Raw genomic sequence first — 22,835 nt, forward strand, 5'->3', positions numbered from 1 at the left:
TGCGTAAGTCCTATATTATTCCAGTGACTCTGGAACTTGGGGGTAAATCTCCAAACCTGTTCTTTGCAGACATTATGGATCAGGAAGATGACTTCCTGGAAAAAGCCCTGGAAGGCTTTGCTATGTTTGCCTTGAACCAGGGTGAAATCTGTACCTGTCCTTCACGTGCGCTGGTTCAGGAAAGTATTGCAGACCAGTTTCTTGAGCGTGCCGTGGAACGAGTAAAACGGATTAAGACAGGCCATCCACTGGATACTGACACCATGATCGGCGCGCAGGCTTCACAAGAACAGCAGGACAAAATTCTGGGCTGTATTGCAACAGGCCGCGAAGAAGGTGCAGAAATCTTATTAGGCGGTAATGAGCGTCAGGAAGTGGGACAAGGTTTTTATATTGAGCCAACGATTTTTAAAGGTTCCAATGACATGCGCACCTTTCAGGAAGAAATTTTTGGACCGGTATTGGCTGTGACGACTTTTAAAGACTTCGATGAAGCCATCAAGATTGCCAATGATACGATTTATGGACTCGGTGCTGGTGTCTGGTCACGTTCAGCGCATACATCCTACCGTGCTGGTCGTGCGATTCAGGCCGGTCGGGTCTGGACCAACTGCTATCACATCTACCCGGCTCATGCAGCCTTTGGTGGATATAAAAAATCCGGGATTGGCCGCGAAAACCATCGCATGATGCTGGATCATTATCAGCAAACCAAAAACCTGTTAGTGAGTTATTCAACCAAACCAGCAGGCTTCTTCTAAACTGATCTAAATTCGGGTGGACTTCGGTCCGCCTGATTCATTCATTATTTCAAAAAGAATTTTAAACTGATTGGTAAAAAATTTATAAAGGAAAGAATGGGGAGGTATACGTATTTTTAAGGGCTGTATTAAACTAATAAATCAAACTGCATAAAAAATAAGAGATTATTTATAGTTATGTTGATTTTAAATAAGTTTGTCATTTTTTATGCTTTCCGATCGTTTAAAAATCCAGCATAAAGCCTGTGCTTTCATTTAAAGTCGACTTTTCATGCTACGCAAGACTGTGTATAACAATGAACCCCTGAGGGAAAGCAATAAGCATAGGCAAAATTGCTTAAAAAGCGTTAGACTATGCAGTAATAATGTCATGATTCGGTCTGGTATAGATCAAAAAAGAAGGTGAAGGTTGATGCCGCTCAATACAGTTGAAGAGCTTGTAGCAGATATCCGTGAAGGAAAAATGGTTATCCTGATGGATGACGAAGACCGTGAGAATGAAGGCGATCTGGTGATTGCTGCGACCCACGTGCGTCCTGAAGACATCAACTTTATGATCACCCATGCGCGTGGTCTGGTTTGCCTGACTTTAAGCAAAGAACGTTGCCAGCAGTTAAATCTACCCTTGATGGTAGATGCCAATGGCGCTCAGCACGGAACCAACTTCACCCTTTCAATTGAAGCAGCCAACGGAATTACTACCGGTATTTCTGCAGCTGAACGTGCGCACACCATTCAAACTGCGGTGGCTGCACATGCCAAACCAAGTGACATCGTACAACCTGGTCATATCTTCCCATTGATGGCACAGCCAGGTGGGGTATTGCACCGTGCCGGTCATACTGAAGCCGGTTGTGACCTGTCTCGTCTTGCGGGTCTGGAACCTGCATCTGTGATCTGTGAAATCATTAAAGAAGACGGCACTATGGCGCGTCGTCCAGATCTTGAAATTTTCGCAGAAAAACATGGCCTGAAAATTGGCACTATTGCTGATCTGATTCACTACCGTATGACCAATGAGCAAACGGTTGAGCGTATTGACCAGCAAACTATAGATACTGAATACGGTGTGTTTGATCTCTATCGTTACCGTGAAATCGGTAACCCGGACATTCATTTGGCACTGGTGAAAGGTCAGCCTAAAGACGGCGTGACGACTGTACGTGTGCATGGCTTTAACCCAACCCGTGATTTATTAAAGCTCAACAAGCAAGATGGTGAACCGGCCTGGAATCTGGACCGTGCCTTAAAAGAAATTTCAAACAGTGATCGTGGTGTTCTGGTTTGGATTGGCCAGCGCCATTTACAGGACTTAGGCCCTGCCCTGGATATACTGACAGCACCAAAAAATGTAAAATCCAATGCTGCACTTTCCCAGCAGTATCAGACCATTGGTGTCGGTGCACAAATTTTACGTGACCTCGGCGTAGAAAAGATGAAGCTGCTGAGTTCACCATTACGCTTTAATGCATTGTCAGGTTTTAATTTAGAAGTGGTGGAATACATCACCGCACAACACACATCTTAAGATAAAAATCGAGGTTATTATGGCTGTTCGCCGTATTGAAGGTATGTTACATCTCGCGAACGAAGACCGTTATGCGATTTTAGTTGGTCGTTTTAACAGCTTTGTTGTTGAACATCTGTTAGAAGGTGCCGTTGATACATTGAAACGCCATGGTGTATCAGAGGATAATATCACGGTCGTTCATGCACCTGGTGCCTGGGAACTTCCAATCGTTGCAAAAAAATTAGCAGCGACTGGTAATTTCGATGCCATCATTGCCTTGGGCGCTGTGATTCGTGGTAGCACACCGCACTTCGATTTCGTGGCAGGTGAATGTGCCAAAGGTTTAGGCGTAGTTGGTCTGGACGCTGGTCTTCCTGTCATTAATGGCGTACTCACTACGGATAGTATTGAACAGGCGATTGAACGCTCGGGTACAAAAGCAGGTAATAAAGGTAGTGAAGCTGCCTTGACTGCTATTGAAATGGTTAACTTGTTAAAGGCTATTTAACACTATGTCGCAAACACTTCAAGCAACTTATGCAGCAAAACGTAAAGCACGTCGCTTTGCTGTACAAGGAATTTATGAATGGCAGATGAGCCACAATCCGGTGCATGAGATTGAAGCACGTACTCGTGTGGACAATGCCATGCACAAAGTGGATCTCAGCTATTATCATGAATTGTTGACTCAAGTGGTTGCTAATCATGAAGCATTGGATGCTTTGCTTATCCCTGTGCTGGATCGTGAACTTTCTGCACTTGATGGTGTAGAACTCGCTACACTTCGCCTAGGCGCCTATGAACTCAAAGAACATCTTGAGATTCCATACCGGGTGGTTCTGGATGAAGCAATTGAGTTAGCTAAACACTTTGGCGGTGCAGACAGCCATAAATACATCAATGGTGTATTGGACCGTTTAGCGACAACTTTACGTGCAGCAGAAAAACAGCAAGCCAACTAATCTAGTCGAATTGTTGTATGGCTGAGTTTTCGATTATCGATACCTATTTTAATCGTCAGAATAAAAATTCTGTCGATTTAGGCGTTGGCGATGACTCAGCCTTGCTCACCCCTCCTCTACAGCAACAACTGGTCATCTGTGCCGACACCCTCGTTGCTGGACGTCATTTTCCTTTAGACACCGATCCTCATGCGATTGGCTGGAAATCTGTCGCTGTTAATCTTTCTGATATTGCAGCCATGGGCGCGACCCCGCATAGTATTTTACTCGCCTTGAGCCTACCCCAAATTGATCATGACTGGTTAAAAGCCTTTAGTCAGGGTCTCTATGATTGTTGCGATCAATTTGGTGTGAGCTTAATTGGTGGTGATACCACACAAAGTCCTCATTTGACCTTATCTGTGACTGCCCTGGGCTGGGTAGAGATTGGTAAAGCTGTACCCCGTTCAGGTGCCAAGCCTGGTGATCTGATTTGTGTATCCGGTACAGTGGGTGATGCTGCTTTTGCTTTAAATCATCTTGGTCATCCATTACAGAAACGTTTGGATTATCCAACCCCACGCTGTCAGTTGGGTACTGCCTTAAAAGGCCTAGCCAACAGTATGATTGATGTCTCGGATGGCCTCGCACAGGATCTGGGACATATTCTCAAAGCCTCTCAAGTCGGTGCAAAGCTGCAACTCGAAAACTTACCCATGAGTCCTGCCCTGCATGCCTTAAGTGATGAACAAAAATGGAAATATGCCCTCGCTGGTGGCGATGATTATGAATTATGCTTTACAATAAGCCCGCAAAATTACGAAAAATTATTGCAAGAACAACTTGATGTTTCGATTAGTATAATCGGCACAATTCAGCAGCAACATGGCTTAACTTTTGAAAAAGATGGCGTAGATCATTCACTTCAATTTAATGGGTATCAACATTTTGCATAAACCTGCGATCAATTTTAAAGCCATGTCATGGACCGACCGACTGATTGTCTTTAGTGGGGTTGGTTTTGGTTCCGGTCTGGCACCTAAAGCACCCGGTACCTTTGGTTCGGCCTTTGCACTTTTATTTATCCCTATTTGGCTGCATCTTGGTTTTCTAAACAGTGTTTTTGCCATTGCTATCATGTCCCTGATTGGCATATATATCTGCGGGCATACTGCCAAGGTCATGGGGGTTCATGATGATGGCCGCATCGTCTGGGATGAATTTGCAGGACAATCCATCACATTTTTACCCCTGATCTATTTAGGCCAGATGAACTGGTTATGGTTGCTCATCGGTTTTGTCCTGTTCCGATTATTTGATGTCTGGAAACCTTGGCCGATTCGAGTCATTGACCGTCAAGTTGGGGGTGGTTTTGGCATCATGCTAGATGACATTATCGCTGGCCTCTGGGCAGCACTTTGTATTTGGATTTATTTTTACTTCACGATGGCTTAAGCCATATCTAGGATTAGAACATGTCTACGACTGTGATTATTCTTGCTGCAGGTAAAGGAACCCGTATGCGTTCCAAATTACCGAAAGTATTACAACCGCTTGCAGGACGACCTTTACTCGGCCATGTGGTCGACACAGCAAAAAAACTCAATGCAGACAATATTATTACCATTTATGGTCATGGCGGTGAGCAGGTTCAGTCCGCATTTGCAGACCAAGATATCCAGTGGGTAGAACAGGCTGAACAGCTTGGTACCGGTCATGCCGTACAAATGACACTACCTGTTTTGCCGAAAGATGGTATTTCACTAATCCTGTCTGGTGATGTCCCTTGTATTAGCCAGCAGACGCTTCAGAATCTGCTCGATGCTACTCAAGAGCAAGGTATTGGCCTAGTGACATTAACGCTTGCAGATGCCAGTGGTTATGGTCGTATTGTGCGTAAAGATGGTCAGATTCAAGCCATTGTTGAACATAAAGATGCTTCTGAAGAACAGCGTCAAATTAAAGAAATTAATACCGGTATTTATGCAGTCAGCAATGCCAAATTACATGAATGGCTACCACGTTTAAGCAATGACAATGCCCAAGGTGAATATTACCTGACGGATATCGTGGCAATGGCACTGGCAGATGGTATGAGTGTTGCATCTGTAGAACCTGAGCTGGCTTTTGAGGTGGAAGGCGTCAATGACCGTGTACAACTGGCTGCATTGGAGCGTCAGTTCCAGGCTTATCAAGCTAAACAGTTGATGCAGCAAGGTGTACATCTGATTGACCCAAGCCGTTTTGACTTAAGAGGCCAACTCACTGTTGGTAAAGATGTGCGTATCGATATCAATGTCATTATCGAAGGTGATTGCGAACTCGGTGATAATGTTGAAATCGGTGCAGGCTGCGTGATTAAAAATACCAAGATTGCTGCGGGTACTAAAGTTCAGCCATATAGCGTGTTTGATAATGCTGTTATCGGTGAAGATGCACAGATTGGTCCATTTGCACGCTTGCGTCCAGGGACAAAACTGGCAGCTGAAGTCCATATTGGCAACTTTGTTGAAGTCAAAAACTCAAGCATTGGTCTAGGTTCTAAAGCGAATCATTTCACTTACTTAGGTGATGCTGAAGTCGGTAGCGGTTCCAATATTGGTGCAGGGACGATTACCTGCAACTATGACGGTGCCAACAAATTTAAGACTATCATTGGGGATCATGCTTTTATTGGTTCTAACAGCTCTCTGGTTGCACCGGTCCAGATCGGTAATGGCGCGACAGTGGGAGCCGGTTCAACGATTACCCGTGATGTGGCAGAGAACAGTTTAGCGGTAGAACGTTCTAAGCAATTTGCCAAAGAAAACTATCAGCGTCCGCAAAAAATCAATAAATAAGAGGAAGTTAGTATGTGTGGTATCGTCGGTGGCATCGCGGAACGTAATATCAGCAATATCTTAATTGAAGGCCTAAAACGTCTTGAATACCGTGGTTATGACTCTGCGGGTCTGGCCTTAATCAGTAATAGCCAGGTGCTCCGTGAACGTCGTGTGGGTAAAGTCGCGAACCTTGAACAAGCTGTGAATGAATCACAGATTAATGGTTCATTAGGCATCGCTCATACACGCTGGGCAACTCATGGTAAACCGACTGAAAACAATGCTCATCCCCATATTTCGGGTAATGTTGCTGTGGTTCATAACGGTATCATTGAAAACTACCAGGAGCTGAAAGACGATCTTGAAGCTTTAGGCTATGTGTTCACTTCTCAGACCGATACCGAAGTGGTTGCTCATCTGGTCAATGATGCACTGAAATCTACCCCTAGCCTGCTTGAAGCTGTTCGTCAGGTCGTACCACAGCTGAAAGGCGCTTATGCGCTCGGGATCGTACATACAGATCATCCAGATGAATTGATTACTGTTCGTGAAGGTTCACCATTGGTGATTGGTGTCGGGATTGGTGAAAACTTTATCAGTTCTGACCAGTTGGCTTTATTACCAATTACCAATCGCTTCATCTATCTTGAAGAAGGCGATATTGCACGTTTAACCCGTACTACCATTGAAGTATTTGTTGATGGCCAGTTGGTGGATCGCCCAGTAAAAGAACTGGATGCAACCGTGAGCAATGCTTCTAAGGGTGAATATAAGCACTACATGCTCAAAGAAATCTATGAGCAGCCTGAAGCGCTAAAACAGACCATTTCACAAGCCTTGAATGGCAATACACTGCGTGAAGATTTTCTGGTGAATGCTGAACAGGATTTTTCAATAATCCAGCAAATCCAAATTATTGCCTGTGGTACCAGTTACCATGCTGGCATGATTGCTAAATACTGGTTTGAACAGCTGATTGATCTGCCTTGTCAGGTCGAGATTGCCAGTGAATTCCGTTACCGTACGCCAGTGATTGTCAATAACACACTCTATGTGTGTATTTCTCAGTCAGGTGAAACAGCCGATACCTTAGCTGCTCTGCGTGATACCCAAAAACGTGCTGTATCAAAAGGTGTAAACATTACGACGATGACGATTTGTAATGTTGCAACTTCTTCAATGGTACGTGAAACAGATTACAGTCTGCTGACTTTAGCGGGTCCTGAAATTGGTGTGGCTTCAACCAAAGCTTTTACCACTCAGCTGGCTGCACTAATGCTACTGGTGCTAAAAATTGGTACAGTGAAAAATGCCATTTCAGCTGAACAGATGACTGAGATCACCACTGGACTATGGCATATGCCTAAGGTACTTCTGGATACCTTAAGTCATGATGATGAAATTCTGCGCCTCTCTGAACTATTTGTAGAGAAACAGCACTGTCTGTTCCTCGGTCGTGGTACACACTTCCCGATTGCACTGGAAGGTGCACTGAAGTTGAAAGAAATTTCTTATATTCATGCGGAAGGTTATGCGGCGGGTGAGCTGAAGCACGGTCCATTGGCACTGGTGGATAATGATATGCCAGTAGTGATTCTGGCGCCACAGGATGACATGCTTGATAAACTGAAATCCAATATGGAAGAAGTTCAGGCACGTGGTGGTGAATTATTTGTCTTCGCTGATGAAAATAGCGGTATTAAAGCCAAAGAACGCCAGCATGTCGTACATATTCCTGAAGTAAACGCTGTTTTAGCGCCAATTGTTTATTGTATTCCAGTACAGCTACTGTCTTACCATGTGGCAGTCCTGCGTGGTACTGATGTTGACCAGCCACGTAATCTGGCAAAATCAGTAACGGTTGAATAATCCATAAAATTAGCCTGTTATATGTTGTTTTTGAGTAATAAAGTTAAATACTAGGTAATAAATAATCATACTTAGTAATAAAGTTTCATACGAATTTTCAAAATAAAGAAAATATATTCAGTATTTTCAGTATTTTCAGTATTTTGGTATGAAACTTTTTTTATTTTGATAGAATTAAATTTAGACTAGCCCTGCCTATAGTATGATACTTTAATAAATACAATATAATTTTGGAACCAATAAAAACAAATACTTATGCACAACAAAGGATGAAACTTTATTACTCTCATATACTTATATTCATGCGGAAGGTTATGCGGCGGGTGAGCTGAAGCACGGTCCATTGGCACTGGTGGATAATGATATGCCAGTAGTGATTCTGGCGCCACAGGATGACATGCTTGATAAACTGAAATCCAATATGGAAGAAGTTCAGGCACGTGGTGGTGAATTATTTGTCTTCGCTGATGAAAATAGCGGTATTAAAGCCAAAGAACGCCAGCATGTCGTACATATTCCTGAAGTAAACGCTGTTTTAGCGCCAATTGTTTATTGTATTCCAGTACAGCTACTGTCTTACCATGTGGCAGTCCTGCGTGGTACTGATGTTGACCAGCCACGTAATCTGGCAAAATCAGTAACGGTTGAATAATCCATAAAATTAGCCTGTTATATGAGGATATTGCTTACTCTCATATAACAGGTTAACTATATATTTCTTAGATTCTGAATAAATATTTTAATCTTTAATATCCATATAGAATTTGAGTTAAATGAATTCTTAACTGTTCTATTTAAAGGTACTTCAATAAATTTATTTACATAGTATCCAATGAAAATACAGACCACATATAAAAACAAAGCAAAATTAAGATTTTGAAAAAAGTAATAGCTTATATATAATTTTGTTCCTATAACCAGTATGAATGGGTGACTCAGATAAATAGAGTAAGACGTGTTCCCTAATCTATCTAAAATATTTACAAATTTATGATAATGGTTTTTAAAAAAGCTTTCTAAACCAATCACACCAACCACACATAAAAAGGCGGGCACTCCTCTGTCCAAAGCACGACCAAATCCAGTTTCAAACACATTAAATATATTCTGAAAGAAAATAAGTGCTGTTCCCAATAGAATGAGAATAATATTCAGCATAAAGTTTAAATTGCATTCAATATAAATGAGATATGCACAAATACCCAAGGCATACTCCAAAAGAATCACATTAAAAAAGAATACTTTATCTAAATTTAATACCAATATTCCTACAGCAGGTAAAAAGGTTAATACCGCTATTAATGCAATATAATTTATTTTATTTCTAAAAAAATAGAGAGATAAAGCAAAAATGATATAGAAATAAATATCATAACTTAGGGTCCAGCCATTTTGAACAAGGAACTTATGCTCCCCTGGAATTAGTAAATAAGAAGCTATAATACTTGTATATCCACCACTCATATTAATGAGTTCAGGGCTATATAAAAAAATACAAAGAGCCACAGTAGTAAAAAACCAATAAAGAGGCAATATTCTTTGCATACGGCCTTTTAAAAATTTTATAGGGGTTATGTTCTTTTTAGCTGTCGTTAAACAGATAATAAACCCAGACATTACGAAGAAAATATCAACACCTGGTCCTCTAAATCGATACCACTCTAAAGACAGAATATTATACTGATGAACTTTATTTTCTATATGACTGAGCAAGACAAAACTTGCAGCAATAAATCTCAATATATTAATTGAATATAATTTATTATTAGACATATTTTTCGTCCTTATAATTTTTCTAGTACAATACTTTATTTTTCAAATGAAACATTATTTTAATATTATGTAACCGGCTGAATGGTAAAAATCTTTATTTGGGTTAGAATATATTTTTCAATTGTACTCTTAAATAATAAATTATGAAAAAACTTTCTTGTTTCAAAGCTTATGATATTCGCGGCAAGTTAGGTACCGAATTAAATGAAGATATCGCCTACCGCATTGGTCGTGCCTATGGACAGATTTATCAACCAAAGACCGTTGTAGTTGGCTGTGATGTACGCCTGACTAGTGAAGATTTAAAACAGGCGACCATTCGTGGTTTAAATGATGCAGGTGTTGACGTCCTCGATCTGGGCATGACCGGCACTGAAGAAGTTTACTTTGGTGCATTTCATCTGGATGTTCAAGGCGGCATTGAAATTACTGCCAGTCATAACCCGATGGATTATAATGGAATGAAACTGGTCCGTGAAAATGCCCGTCCGATTAGCGCAGATACCGGCCTTAAAGACATTCAGGCACTGGCTGAAAATAATGAATTCGCTGAAGTTACAAGCAAGGGTACGACAAAAAAATATAATATCCTGCCTGAATTTGTTGATCACCTGATGAGTTATATTGATCCAGCAAAAATTCGACCAATGAAGCTGGTGGTGAATGCAGGTAATGGTGCAGCGGGTCACGTGATTGATGCAATTGAGATTAAATTTAAAGAACTTAATATTCCAGTCGAATTTATTAAGATTCATCATGAGGCGGATGGTAATTTCCCGAATGGTATTCCTAACCCGATTCTGATTGAAAATCGTGCCAGTACACGTGATGCGGTGATTCAACATTCAGCTGACATGGGCATTGCTTGGGACGGCGATTTTGACCGTTGCTTCCTGTTTGATGAAAAAGGTCAGTTTATTGAAGGCTATTATATTGTCGGTCTACTGGCACAGGCTTTCTTGCTAAAACAAGCTGGCGAAAAAATCGTGCATGATCCACGTCTGGTCTGGAATACTTTTGATGTTGTCGAACAATATCAAGGAACAGCTATTCAGTCAAAATCAGGACATGCTTTTATTAAGGATGTCATGCGTGAACACAACGCAGCCTATGGCGGTGAAATGAGTGCTCATCACTATTTCCGTGACTTTGCTTATTGTGATAGTGGCATGATTCCATGGTTGCTTGCCATCGCAGTTTTATCTGAAACTGGAAAATCACTATCTTCCCTGGTTGAAGAGATGATTGCCAAATTTCCTTGTTCGGGTGAAATCAACTTTAAAGTCGCAGATACTCAGGCAACTATCCAAAAAATCTTTGATCATTATGCCGACCAGCAACCAGAAATCGATCAGACAGATGGCGTCAGCCTGAACTTTGGGGCGTGGCGCTTTAACGTTCGTGCTTCCAATACTGAACCTTTGTTACGCTTAAATATTGAAAGCCGCCGTGACCAGCACCCTCGCCCAATGCAGTCTTATGTAGATGAGCTCACCCAGTTAATTCAGGGATAATTCTATCTATTAGAAAAAACTTTAGAAAAGCCCCCCTTCAAATTAGACGAACTGTCCATTTTGAAGGGGGCTTTTTATTATGAATATTGAAAATATTGTTTGAGCAGATCTATATCGATATTTGCCTTCACTTTTCTGGCAAATAACATGCCTGATTGCTTCATCTTATCAAAATCAGACTCATCTAAAATTTTGGGATAATCTGGTCCTGACATCCAGTCGATATATCTTAATCCCCTTTCCGATACTTGTTCCTCATCTTCTGGATGGCAAATTCGTTCTTGTAAATATGAATTTTGAATAATGGTATGGAAATAAATTTCATCGGCACATAGTGATTTTCTAAAGGCCGAATCATAGTCTTTATTATTTTTTATAAAGTCTAAAATATATTGAACCGCCTGATAGCTTAATATAAACCATAAAGATCCTTTATATAACTTCGGCAATCCTTTTATATTTTGAGTATAGAAACCAAGTCTATGTAAGAGAATAATTAGCTTACATTTGATTTTTTCTGAAATTGATTTTTCTTTAATGAAAAAAAATCTGGATATAAATATTTAATCCGGCTTCTTAGATCTGCTTGAAGTTCATAACCGATATATTCCTGATCACTGCTTAAAAGATATTTTTCTATACTAGACCTCTTGCGAAAGTATTATTTTTGACTATTTTAGACTTTAATATTTATTTAAAAATCAACGTTTATCACTGATTAAATTTTGACTAACGCAAGAGGTCTACTTTCAATAGGCATTAAGGGAATATCATCACCAGACAATAAAGAAAAATACTGATATTCAAATTGATTGTCATAATTTAAAAGTTTTAGAGTGGCCTCAATTTGAGTATAACCACCCCAATGCACATCCACTCTTTCTGTCAAAAATTCTATTTGTGAGCTGCTTGGTAACGATTTTTTTATATGATCAAGACCTGATTTTTTTATCTACATGAATTAAAATTTTACTATTAGGACTTTTAATCAGCTCATTTACAAGATAAACAAGTGGATTAGTTAATTGATGACACATAATCCCATAAATAAAATTCATATTTTATTATCCATATCCATGGGGATTCTGCTTTTGCCAGTTCCAGCTATCAGCTAGCATATCCTCGAGAGTATAAACAGCCGTCCATCCGAGTTCCTCTGTCGCACGGCGGCTATCTGCATAGAAGCTGGCCAGATCACCAACTCGCCTTGGTGCATATTCAAATGCAATATTTATTCCATTTACTTGCTCAAAGGTATTCTTGATTGCCAGTACTGAAATAGGTTTTCCTGTACCGATATTCCAGGCACGACAACCCGTTTGTTGCAAACGGTTTTGAATTGCCAAAACATGTGCTTTGGCCAGATCAACGACATGAATGAAATCCCGCTCACATGTCCCATCTTCAGTCGGATAATCATGACCAAAGATCGACAACTTTTCACGTCGTCCTACCGCCACCTGTGTAACAAATGGCATCAGGTTATTCGGAATACCTTGTGGATCTTCTCCGATCTGGCCACTTTTATGTGCACCTACCGGATTAAAATAGCGCAGCAAGGCAACCGACCACTGTGGATTGGCTTGAGCGGTCTTCTCCAATAACTGTTCAACCACCATTTTGGTATAGCCATAGTTATTGGTGGGCATGCCTAGAGGCATATCTTCCTGATAAGGTGAAGGGTTAAACTCCCCATAGACTGTGGCTGAAGAACTGAAGACCAGACAGAAGACTCCAGCACGCTCCATGGCCTGTACCAGGCTAATTGAACCGGAAATATTATTTTCAAAATATTTAAGGGGGATTTGCTGGCTCTCACCGACTGCTTTTAAGCCAGCAAAATGAATCACCGCATCAATGGTATTTTCCTGGAATATTCGGTCTAAGATCTGACTATCCCGTATATCACCTTCTACAAATTTCAGGCTTTTTTGAGCCAACTGTTGGACACGATTTAAAGACTCAACTGAGCTATTGGATAAATTATCCAATACTATGACGTCATGCCCCGTATTTAATAGTTCCAAGCAGGTATGTGAACCAATATACCCTGCTCCACCCGTCACTAAAATTTTAGCCATGTCTTTCCTATTATAATTTTAATTAAGCTGTTAGGATTTTAATCAAACCCTGGGTTGAACCATCTAAGCCGCTAATATCAGTTTGCTCACCATTCAGTATAGGCAATAACTGATTGGCAATTTCCTTGCCTTTTTCTACGCCCCATTGGTCAAAGGGATTAATATTCCAAAGCACCGACTGCACAAAAACTTTATGTTCATATAAGGCAATCAGCATCCCCAGACTATAAGGATTTAATTCCTGTAATAAAATAGTGCTGCTTGGCTGGTTACCCTCATATTGTTTATAAGCTGGTAAGCCCTGTAACTCAGTCTGATCCAAAGCATCATTACCAAATGCCAGTAAACGTGATTGAGCCAAACAGTTAGATAAAGCCAGATGATGCTGTTCAATCAAAGCATCAGCATTATCAACGTAGGTATATTGTTGACTGTTATAACGTTTTATAGGAGCAATAAAATCACAGCTGACCGCTTGGGTGCCTTGGTGTAACAGCTGGTAAAAGGCATGTTGAGCATTTGGTCCGACTTCGCCCCAAATAATCGGACAAGTGTCGAGCTGTACTTTTTCACCATTGCGCTGGATGGATTTACCATTAGACTCCATTTCCAGTTGCTGTAAATAAGACGCGAAATATTTCAGACGTCCATCATAAGGCAGGATAGCATGGGTCTGAATATCCAGAAAATTTGTATTCCAGGCACCCAGTAAGCCCATTAATACTGGAATATTCTGTTCCAGAGGCTTGTACTGGAAATGCTGATCGACGGCATAAGCACCAGCAAGCAGTTGTTTAAAACCGTCCACGCCAATACTGAGTGCAATCGGCAAACCAATACACGACCAGAGAGAATAACGCCCACCGACCCAATCCCATAACAACAGCTGATTTTCAGGTGAAATTCCCCAGGCTGTCATTTTTTCAGGTTTAGTGGATACTCCAATAAAATGATGCTTCACAATAGAAGGATGCTGGCCTAAAGATTTTTCCAGCCATAAACGCACTGTTTGAGCATTAGATAAGGTATCAATCGTTCCAAATGACTTGGAAGAAATAATAAAAAGCGTGGTTTCTGGACGTAACTGATGCAGCAATTCTGATAGCTGACTACCATCCATCGTCGAAACAAAATGCACATTCAAGGGTTTGGCAGATTGATATTTGAAATCCGAGAGCGCATGACTAACCATTAGCGGTCCTAAGTCAGATCCCCCTACCCCAATATTCACTACATCCTGAATGACTTCACCGGTAGCGCCACGGCGTTGTCCGGCATGAATCTGCTCGACCAAAGCATACATACGGTCTAGCTGAGCATGAACTTCAGCTGCCAGATCTTCATGCTGCTGGTCCTCTTTCGGCAAACGTAAGGCCCAGTGCATAGCTGCGCGTTGTTCAGTATAGTTAATCGTCTGAGTGGAAAATAAAGACCCGATCCAGGATCTTAGATTTTGTGTCTCTGCCCATTCAATCAGATGCTGCACAGCATCATGATTGACTCTATGTTTGCTATAGTCAAAAACTACCTGCTCAAATTGCACCGAGTACTGATTAAACCGTTCAGGATCTGCTGCAAAGAGTTGGCGTAAATGGATCGATTTCAATTGTTCTTTTACAGAATTCAGCTTTTTATAAGCATTATTGCTATTCTGGTCTGATTTAAGCTGGTCTAACATCAACGTCCCACCCCAATATAGTTAAAACCGCGTGACTTGATATAAGCAGGGTCATAGAGATTACGTCCATCCAGAATCAAAGGATGCTGCATCAACTTGCTGAGATAAGCATAATCCGGGCTACCATACTGTTTCCAGGCCGTGATTAAACACAATGCATCTGCATCTTCTACCGCCTGATACTGGTCTTCACATAAAATTAAATCGGTACGTTGACCATAAATCTGTTCAATATTGGTCAAAGCCTGCGGATCATGCAATTTCACTGTCGCACCTTGTGCCCACAATGCTGCCAACATGGCATGTACCGGAGATTGCTGGATACTTGGCGTATTTTCTTTAAATGCAGCTCCCCAGATGGCGACTGTTTTCCCTTGTAGGTCTCCACGGAAATAATTCCACAACTTCCGGAATAACAGTTCTTTCTGTTGCTCATTAATATCCCACACCTGTTCTAGTAACTGGTTTTTTACCCCAGAATCTGCCACAGCATGGGTCAATGTCCGGATATCATGAGAAAAGTTTTCTCCACCAAAGCCCACGCCAGGAAATAGATAAGCGGAACCAATACGATTGTCGGCTGCCATACCCTGACGGACTTGCTCAATATCAATCCCCAGTTTTTCCGCAACGCTCGCCAGATCATTCATATAACTAATGCGCGTAGCCAGCATGCCGGAAATACTCAGCTTGGTAAATTCTGCATCCAGAATAGGCATAAACAGATATTGCTGGGCTCGAGGAAATAAGGGACGTAACAGCTCTCTAACTTTGAGCTGTACATCTGGCTGATCGCAACCCACAATCAGTTGAGTCGCTTGAACGAAACTGCGAATAGCATTCCCTTCCTGAATAATATCTGGAAGATAGACCCAGTCATCATTCGGCAAAAGCTGCTGAAATCGCGCTGTACCATGCAAACCAAAGGTAGATGCATTAATCATCAGTTTAGGGTGCGCGAAGCAGGCATGATGAATGGTATTTAACATTTGAAATGCCAACTGCTCTTCGGTTGCATTAAAACTAAAGAAAAAGACATCCTGATTAAAGGTCAGATGCTGAAAATCACAACAGTTTAAAAAACCGGACTCTTCCTGTTTTTGTAATAATAGTTGTAAGGATTCATCCTGAAAGTAAGTCCGAGCAGGCTCACCTGTATTGAAGCTATTACACCATACGACCTGATGACCACATTCAGCTAACAGGGCCGAAATGACCCCCGAGAATAAGGTTTTTCCTAATACTGCAACTTTCATAGCACTCCTTGTTATAATTTTAAAGAAAGCTCCTGAATCAATGCTTTAAACTCAGCACCGAGTTTGGGATGATCTACACCATAATACAATACAGCCTTAAGATAGCCGAGCTTGCTACCACAATCAAAGGTTTGACCTTTCATCCGATAAGCTTCGACAGTATTTGTCTGTTGTAACAGCGCAATCGCATCAGTTAACTGGATTTCATTACCTGCCCCGCGTGGGGTCTGTTCCAAAAGTTGCATGATTTTTGCCGGAAGGATATAACGACCTACCACAGATAAATTCGATGGTGCGGTACCAATCGCCGGCTTTTCCACAATACCTTGCATCACTGTACTTTCACCTTCCGCAGGCGAAGCAGAAACATCCACAATCCCATATTGATCAACCAGATGATCAGGAACTGCTTCAACCATGATTTGTGATGCATGAGACTGTTCATAACGTTGAATCATACGAGACAGGTCATTTTGTGTATCTTGCTCTTTAACTAGAACATCCGGTAACAGGACAGCAAAGTCATCATCACCAATGACAGCTTTAGCACAAAGTACCGCATGACCAAGGCCTAAAGGTTGTGGCTGACGTACGCTAATCACACTAACATGAGGGGGTAAAATTTCAGTAACTTCTTTAAGCAAATCGGTTTTATTTTTTTGCTCAAGTGTAGTTTCAAGTTCAAAGTTACGGTCAAAATAATTTTCAATCGATGCTTTGGAAGAATGCGTCACCAAAATAATTTGCTCAATTCCAGCCGCAATGGCCTCTTTTACGACATATTCAATGGCCGGACGGTCAACTACCGTCACCATTTCTTTGGGAATGGATTTGCTAGCTGGTAAAAAACGTGTGCCAAGTCCTGCGACAGGGAGAATTGCTTTTTTAATCATTTTATTCAACCTAATTATTTCCAAATTTAATTTACTTTAATTTCCTGACCACGCTGATAACCATCGACATAATGTTCAAGCTGCATTAAAGCCCAATCTACATCACTTTGAGTCGCTGTCAGCACATGCATACGATTAAATACTTCCAGAATTTCAGCTAAAGGATAGTGTTTTTCTACTGACCTTAAAATTCGCTTATGTGAAGTAATCTCTGTATTTTCTTGGTCAATTAACAGCTCTTCATATAGTTTTTCGCCTGGGCGCAAGCCAGTGTATTGGATTTCAATGTCACCATCGGGGTTTTGACTGTCTTTCACCTTTAAACCACTCAGTGAAATCATCTGACGAGCAAGATCTTGGATTCTTACCGGTTCACCCATATCGAGTAGGAATACATCGCCACCGGTACCTAAAGCACCTGCCTGAATCACCAACTGTGAAGCTTCAGGAATCGTCATAAAGAAACGTGTGACTTCAGGATCAGTGACGGTGATAGGGCCACCTTTAGCAATCTGCTGTTTAAATAATGGAACAACTGAACCCGATGAACCTAAGACATTTCCGAAACGTACAATACTTATCTGGGTTTGATTCTGTGCTTCAGCCATGGCCTGACAATAAAGCTCTGCCATACGTTTGGTCGCACCCATGACATTGGTCGGACGTACTGCTTTGTCAGTCGAAATCAGCACAAAGGTTTCTACACCTTTTTTCACTGCAGCGTTGACACTAAAGGCCGTCCCTACCGCATTATTTTTTAAGCCTGCCAATGGATTACATTCTACTAAAGGGACATGTTTATAAGCAGCAGCATGATAGACAGTTTGAACGCCATATTGCTCAATGACCCGTTCCAGTTTACTTTCATCCATTACCGAACCTAGAATTGGAATAATTTCACAGCTGGCACTAAGACGTAATTCTTTATCGATGCTATATAAAGCAAACTCTGTCAACTCATAGATAATAAGTTTTACCGGTTGATTTTTAATAATTTGACGGCATAGCTCTGAACCAATGGAGCCTCCTGCCCCTGTAACCATCACAACTTTATCTTTGATATTTTTTTCTAGTAGTTCGGCTACAGGAGGAACTGGATCACGTCCTAAAAGGTCAATAATATCGACTTCCCGAATATCAGAAACCCGAATTTCACCATTGACCAGTTTAGTCAGCCCTGGAATCTCTGTAATTTTCAAATGTGCAGGTTCCAAGAATTTTACAATTTCGCTTTTTCGGATACGTCCCACGGAAGGAAGTGCGATCAGAATTTCATCAATACGTAGTTTAGTAAAACATCTTAATGCAGTTTCTGGTGCATAAACTTGGATCCCACCAATATTTTGCCCATTTAGAGAAGGATCATCATCAATGAACATGACTGGTAAATGCTCATTAGAACGATTTAAAGTTGCTGCAACCTGCTGTCCTGCATAACCTGCCCCATAAATCGCAATCCGTTTTTTAGATACGCCTGCATATAAGTAAGAACGAACAATAAAGCGGATCAATCCCCGACTAAACCAGACCCAGGCAAACATCATAAAGCCAAACATCAAAGGAATAGAAGTAGGAATGAAAGCGTGCGTCGCATACGCAAGCAAATATAAACCAATGACTGCCAGAACAGTGGCTAATCCTAATTTGACAATAAAAAATTCATTAAAAGTACGAACAATAAAACGATAAACACCACAAACAAATAAAGCCAATACAGCAATGGCACTGACCCAAACTGTACCAAAAGGAATATTGGGAACGACTTCTGCACCTAGATCGAATTGACGAATGGCATAGCAAAGCCAGATCAGGACGGGAAATATGCAGAAGTCTAAAATAACGAGAAATGTCTGTTTAGCCGCACGTGGAGATTCAACTAAAGGTAGAATGATAGATTTCACTTGCTGTGTCTTCTCAATAATTATTTATAATTTTTTACCTCATATTAAATATTAGAGAGAATTGAGGTAAAAACTTGGATAAATGTTTAAAGTGTACCTGTAAAGATACACTTTACATGATTGAATCCTAGAGAATTATATGCGACTAATCACCTGCTGAATAACATCTTTAGTTGTTTGAATATTATTTTCTGTTAACGTTGGATGCACGAGGAACATTAGGCTGGTTTCACCCAGTTTTTGAGCATTCTTCAGACGCTCTTTTGGACGCCATGGCGTGTCATCAAAAGCATGCTCCAAGTAGACTTCTGAACAAGACCCACTAAAACATGGTACACCTTCGGCATTAATTTCAGTCATGATTCGGTCACGTGACCAGCCTTCTGGTAAAGCATCAGTATTGACTTGTACATAGCATTTATAGGCAGCATGTACATAATCATCTGATGGACGATGAACTGTAAAATATGGACTATCTGCAAATGCAGCATAAATTTTTTCCATATTTGCATTACGCTGTGCTGTCCATTTGGACATCTTTTTCAATTGAATCCGTCCAATCACAGCCTGCATTTCCATCATGCGCCAGTTGGTACCAAAGGAGTCATGTAACCAGCGGAATCCCGGTGGATGCTGTTTGTTATATATACTGTCAAAGTTTTTACCATGATCTTTATAGGACCACATTTTTTTCCACAGGGTTTCGTCATTGGTGGTGACCATACCGCCTTCACCGCCTGTAGTCATAATCTTGTCCTGGCAGAAGGACCAGGCCGCAACATGACCGATTGAGCCGGCAGATTTACCTTTATATTTTGCTCCATGCGCCTGTGCACAGTCTTCGATCACATACAGGCCTTTATCGGCAGCCAGCTGCATGATCGGATCCATGTCACACATCCATCCTGCCAGATGCACACAGATAATGGCTCTGGTATTGGGTGTGATGACCGCTTCAATAGTGCGACGGGAGATATTTTGGGAGTCCAGTTCGACATCAGCAAAGATCGGGTTTGCCCCAGCCGTTACAATAGAACTAGCCGAGGCCAGAAAGGTACGTGAGGTCACAATCACATCATCCTCTGCGCCAATACCTAATGCCTTGAGTGCGACATCAAGTGCTACAGTTCCATTAGCCAATGCCACTGCATACCGAGTTTCTGCGAATCGGGCAAATTCTTTTTCAAACTCGCGGCATTCCTGTCCGGTCCAGTAGTTGACTTTATTCGACAACAAAACCTGGGAAACCGCATCCGCTTCTTCCTGAGTAAAACTTGGCCATGGTTCAAATGCAGTGTTTAACATGATGTTTCCTGAATTTTTAAAATTTAAAAACTTATTTTTTCTCTAAGATTCGTGCCGGATTGCCAACTACTGTCACACCCGGTGGAACGCTTTTGGTAACCACAGCTCCCATACCCACTACAGCGCCTTTGCCAATCACTAAAGGCTTGTCAGGTGTACCCTGTTTAATCACGGCACCTGTACCAATATAGGCATGGTCTTCGATATGGATATTGCCATTGCATTTCACCCCAGGAGCAAAGGTGACGTAATCACCGATGACACAGTCATGAGCGACATAGCTATAAATATTGGCATGAAAGAATTTTCCAATTTTGATATTGGATGTCAGACAAGTAAAAGGACAAAGTAAACTTCCTTCACCAATATGCACCTCATCTAGAATAACTGTATTGCCTGCATGAACATCTAGATGCTGTATCTGGTCCTCATTTAAACGCTGAACCAGTTTTTCACGAACTTGACTATTCGCGATAGCAATGGTTACAGCCTTATGGGTATTTGGTGTAGCGAGAAAATCCTGATAACTTAGAACAGCATAGCCATTTAAACTATTGCCAGCTTGGCTATCATCGATAAAAACAAAGTTATCTTTGGTTAAGGTTGGAAATTGCTGGCGAACCAATGGCATAACTTCTTTACCAAAACCACTTGCACCGTAAACACCAATATATAAAGCTTTCATTATGTTTCGTCCTTGTGTTGTGAGCCAGTAAAACGTGTCATAGTCGCTTCACCCTCGGCACTGATATCATCTTTTGCTAAAACTTTATGTACCGTTTTAAACATGATTTTGAAGTCGAGCCAGATGGACTGATTTTCGACGTACCAGGTATCCAGCTTGAATTTTTCTTCCCAGCCAATGGCATTACGTCCATTGACCTGCGCGTGACCCGTCATGCCCGGTCTTACATCATGGCGTTTGGCCTGTTCAGGGCTGTAAAGCGGCAGGTATTCCATCAACAATGGGCGTGGGCCGACAATACTCATATCACCTTTGATTACGTTCCACAGTTCCGGCATTTCATCCAGACTGGTGGAGCGCAGCATTTTGCCAAAGGGGGTTAATCGCTCACTGTCTGGTAAGGGGTTGCCTTGAGCATCTACAGCATCTTTCATGCTGCGAAATTTAATCATTTCAAAGGGCTTGCCATGTAACCCGGGACGCACCTGGCGAAACAAGACTGGAGAGCCCAGATTTTTTTTCACTTTGTAAGCAACAAAGGCATAAAGTGGTGAAAGCAGGATCAGGGCGATGGAAGCGATGATAATATCGAGAAGGCGTTTTAGCATTTAGATCAAACCCATTTCTTGCATCATATGTGTGTTTACCTGATGTACATCGTATTTATGAAGTGCGATTTCTCGGGAGCGGCTTCCCATTTTAGCGATAAGCTCTGGCTGAAGAATCAGTTTCTCCATTGCTTTTACTAAACTTTCCACGGATTTTACTTCAACTAGAAAGCCGTTATCGCCATCGGTAACAGTTTCACGACAACCTGGTGCGTCCGTGGTAATAATTGCCCTGCCCATTGCCATGGCTTCTAAAACTGTACGGGGTGTACCCTCACGATACGACGGCAACACATACACCGAACTTTCTGCAATTGCAGGGCGAACATCGGATAGTTTCCCCCAGTAGTTTAATGTGTTACTGGCCACCCATTGATCCAGTTCTTGCTGACCAATGGCCGAAGGATTTTCATCAATCCAGCCCACCAGATTAAATTCTACATGCGGATATTTATGTTTTATGATTTTTGCTGCTTCGGCATATTCACGAACACCTTTATCTACCAGTAAACGTGCAATCAGCAAGAAGGAAATTTTAATTTTTTGATCAGCAGTTAGAGGCAAAGGCAATACATTAAAGTCGGCAACATTGACCCCCGAACCGTTCACTACTACTGTAGGCGTTTGAGTGTTTAAAAGCTTTAAATCCTGAAAAAGTTTTAAGTCATCCGGATTTTGGAAAAATGCCTTATGACTGTGCGACAATGCCTGCTGGTATAAACCATGAACCAGTTTCTGGAAAACACTACGCTTAGTCTGAGTTTCTACATTTTGAAATGCATAGCCCAAACCTGTAATTAAGGCATATCGATTCGGTACTTTTGCTAGCCACGCAGCGAGTGTTCCATAGATCACCGGCTTGATCGTATAAGATAAAACATAATCAGGTTTGATTTTTTTTATAAGCGTATACATGGTCCCTAAGGTTTTTAAGTCTGCTACAGGATTAGCACCTGTACGCTGCATGGAAACTTCATGTACGAAATAACCAAGTTCTAACAGTTTTTCATGCTCGGCAAAAAAATAAGTTAGATCGGGTGCAATAATATGGATTTCATAGCCGTGATTATGGATCGATTCAAGCAATTTTCCACGGAAATTTAATACTGAAGGGAGAAAACTAGAAATAATTAAAAATTTCATTATTTTAAACTCTTATCTAATTCTTTATTTTTAGCACCAATAACACTTAATAATAAAAATATTAAGCAGGGTAAAAACATCCATTTTTGTCTCAT

20 protein-coding genes and 1 pseudogene are annotated in these 22,835 nt (G+C 41.3%); 10 read left to right on the top strand and 11 right to left on the bottom strand.

Translation table 11 applies throughout. The features are described 5' to 3' along the window. From B3Q46_RS14225 to B3Q46_RS14265, 9 genes and pseudogenes are all read left to right on the top strand, one after another. A partial coding sequence (locus B3Q46_RS14225; RefSeq protein ID WP_286716355.1) for an aldehyde dehydrogenase family protein occupies nucleotides 1-761 on the top strand: 761 nt, incomplete at its 5' end. Between the two features lie 412 nt (nucleotides 762-1,173). After that, entirely contained in the window at nucleotides 1,174-2,289 is a 1,116-nt protein-coding gene (ribBA, locus tag B3Q46_RS14230) for a bifunctional 3,4-dihydroxy-2-butanone-4-phosphate synthase/GTP cyclohydrolase II (protein WP_286716359.1), read from the top strand. Between the two features lie 19 nt (nucleotides 2,290-2,308). Next, nucleotides 2,309-2,779, top strand: a complete 471-nt coding sequence (ribE, locus tag B3Q46_RS14235) for a 6,7-dimethyl-8-ribityllumazine synthase (RefSeq protein WP_004895821.1) — start codon at nucleotides 2,309-2,311, stop codon at nucleotides 2,777-2,779. Nucleotides 2,780-2,783: 4 nt separating this feature from the next. Further along, nucleotides 2,784-3,233, top strand: coding sequence for a transcription antitermination factor NusB (gene nusB / locus B3Q46_RS14240; protein ID WP_005233270.1), 450 nt, complete (start codon nucleotides 2,784-2,786; stop codon nucleotides 3,231-3,233). A 17-nt stretch (nucleotides 3,234-3,250) separates the two neighbouring features. Continuing rightward, a complete protein-coding gene (thiL, locus tag B3Q46_RS14245; protein ID WP_286716363.1) occupies nucleotides 3,251-4,168 on the top strand; it encodes a thiamine-phosphate kinase in 918 nt (305 codons plus the stop codon). Next, a complete protein-coding gene (locus tag B3Q46_RS14250) occupies nucleotides 4,146-4,667 on the top strand; it encodes a phosphatidylglycerophosphatase A family protein (RefSeq protein ID WP_286716364.1) in 522 nt (173 codons plus the stop codon). The genes thiL and B3Q46_RS14250 overlap by 23 nt, the downstream gene beginning before the upstream one ends. Nucleotides 4,668-4,687: 20 nt before the next feature. Further along, nucleotides 4,688-6,052: a bifunctional UDP-N-acetylglucosamine diphosphorylase/glucosamine-1-phosphate N-acetyltransferase GlmU gene (glmU, locus tag B3Q46_RS14255; RefSeq protein ID WP_286716366.1), complete on the top strand. Its 1,365-nt coding sequence runs from the start codon at nucleotides 4,688-4,690 to the stop codon at nucleotides 6,050-6,052. Between the two features lie 12 nt (nucleotides 6,053-6,064). Next, nucleotides 6,065-7,903 carry a glutamine--fructose-6-phosphate transaminase (isomerizing) gene (gene glmS, locus B3Q46_RS14260; protein ID WP_286716367.1) on the top strand — a complete coding sequence of 613 codons (1,839 nt, stop codon included), beginning with the start codon at nucleotides 6,065-6,067 and terminating at the stop codon, nucleotides 7,901-7,903. A gap of 280 nt (nucleotides 7,904-8,183) precedes the next feature. Next, nucleotides 8,184-8,555, top strand: a pseudogene (locus tag B3Q46_RS14265) (SIS domain-containing protein); the annotation flags it as partial. A 56-nt stretch (nucleotides 8,556-8,611) separates the two neighbouring features. On the opposite strand, the gene B3Q46_RS14270 reads toward B3Q46_RS14265, so the two are convergent. Continuing rightward, the gene (locus B3Q46_RS14270) at nucleotides 8,612-9,676 is read right to left on the bottom strand and encodes an acyltransferase family protein (protein WP_286716369.1); all 1,065 of its coding nucleotides are present in this window, start codon (nucleotides 9,674-9,676) and stop codon (nucleotides 8,612-8,614) included. Nucleotides 9,677-9,819: 143 nt separating this feature from the next. On the opposite strand from B3Q46_RS14270, the gene B3Q46_RS14275 reads away from it, so the two are divergent. Beyond that, nucleotides 9,820-11,190 carry a phosphomannomutase/phosphoglucomutase gene (locus B3Q46_RS14275; protein WP_004780514.1) on the top strand — a complete coding sequence of 457 codons (1,371 nt, stop codon included), beginning with the start codon at nucleotides 9,820-9,822 and terminating at the stop codon, nucleotides 11,188-11,190. 77 nt (nucleotides 11,191-11,267) lie between these two features. Here B3Q46_RS14275 and B3Q46_RS14280 read toward each other — a convergent pair whose 3' ends face one another. The 10 genes from B3Q46_RS14280 to B3Q46_RS14325 form a co-directional block, all read right to left on the bottom strand. After that, on the bottom strand, nucleotides 11,268-11,639 hold the full coding sequence (locus B3Q46_RS14280) for a beta-1,6-N-acetylglucosaminyltransferase (RefSeq protein WP_051065349.1): 372 nt from the start codon (nucleotides 11,637-11,639) through the stop codon (nucleotides 11,268-11,270). A 615-nt stretch (nucleotides 11,640-12,254) separates the two neighbouring features. Further along, complete coding sequence (galE, locus tag B3Q46_RS14285) at nucleotides 12,255-13,271, bottom strand: UDP-glucose 4-epimerase GalE (RefSeq protein ID WP_004780511.1); 1,017 nt, start codon at nucleotides 13,269-13,271, stop codon at nucleotides 12,255-12,257. A 22-nt stretch (nucleotides 13,272-13,293) separates the two neighbouring features. Continuing rightward, entirely contained in the window at nucleotides 13,294-14,949 is a 1,656-nt protein-coding gene (pgi, locus tag B3Q46_RS14290) for a glucose-6-phosphate isomerase (protein ID WP_004780510.1), read from the bottom strand. After that, entirely contained in the window at nucleotides 14,949-16,205 is a 1,257-nt protein-coding gene (locus B3Q46_RS14295) for a nucleotide sugar dehydrogenase (RefSeq protein ID WP_004780509.1), read from the bottom strand. The genes pgi and B3Q46_RS14295 overlap by 1 nt, the downstream gene beginning before the upstream one ends. A gap of 11 nt (nucleotides 16,206-16,216) precedes the next feature. Continuing rightward, nucleotides 16,217-17,098 carry a UTP--glucose-1-phosphate uridylyltransferase GalU gene (gene galU, locus B3Q46_RS14300; protein ID WP_004780508.1) on the bottom strand — a complete coding sequence of 294 codons (882 nt, stop codon included), beginning with the start codon at nucleotides 17,096-17,098 and terminating at the stop codon, nucleotides 16,217-16,219. A 26-nt stretch (nucleotides 17,099-17,124) separates the two neighbouring features. Then, complete coding sequence (locus B3Q46_RS14305) at nucleotides 17,125-18,999, bottom strand: polysaccharide biosynthesis protein (RefSeq protein WP_004780506.1); 1,875 nt, start codon at nucleotides 18,997-18,999, stop codon at nucleotides 17,125-17,127. A 135-nt stretch (nucleotides 19,000-19,134) separates the two neighbouring features. After that, entirely contained in the window at nucleotides 19,135-20,304 is a 1,170-nt protein-coding gene (locus tag B3Q46_RS14310; protein ID WP_004780505.1) for a DegT/DnrJ/EryC1/StrS family aminotransferase, read from the bottom strand. Nucleotides 20,305-20,335: 31 nt separating this feature from the next. Beyond that, complete coding sequence (locus B3Q46_RS14315; protein WP_004780504.1) at nucleotides 20,336-20,989, bottom strand: acetyltransferase; 654 nt, start codon at nucleotides 20,987-20,989, stop codon at nucleotides 20,336-20,338. Further along, nucleotides 20,989-21,597 carry a sugar transferase gene (locus tag B3Q46_RS14320; RefSeq protein WP_004780503.1) on the bottom strand — a complete coding sequence of 203 codons (609 nt, stop codon included), beginning with the start codon at nucleotides 21,595-21,597 and terminating at the stop codon, nucleotides 20,989-20,991. Before B3Q46_RS14320 ends, B3Q46_RS14315 begins: the two co-directional genes overlap by 1 nt. Further along, nucleotides 21,598-22,740, bottom strand: coding sequence for a glycosyltransferase family 4 protein (locus B3Q46_RS14325; protein WP_004780500.1), 1,143 nt, complete (start codon nucleotides 22,738-22,740; stop codon nucleotides 21,598-21,600). It lies immediately after the preceding gene. Nucleotides 22,741-22,835 lie beyond the last annotated feature (95 nt).

Origin of the sequence: Acinetobacter sp. UBA2581, from assembly GCF_002339435.1 — a bacterium.
Lineage (GTDB): Bacteria > Pseudomonadota > Gammaproteobacteria > Pseudomonadales > Moraxellaceae > Acinetobacter > Acinetobacter variabilis.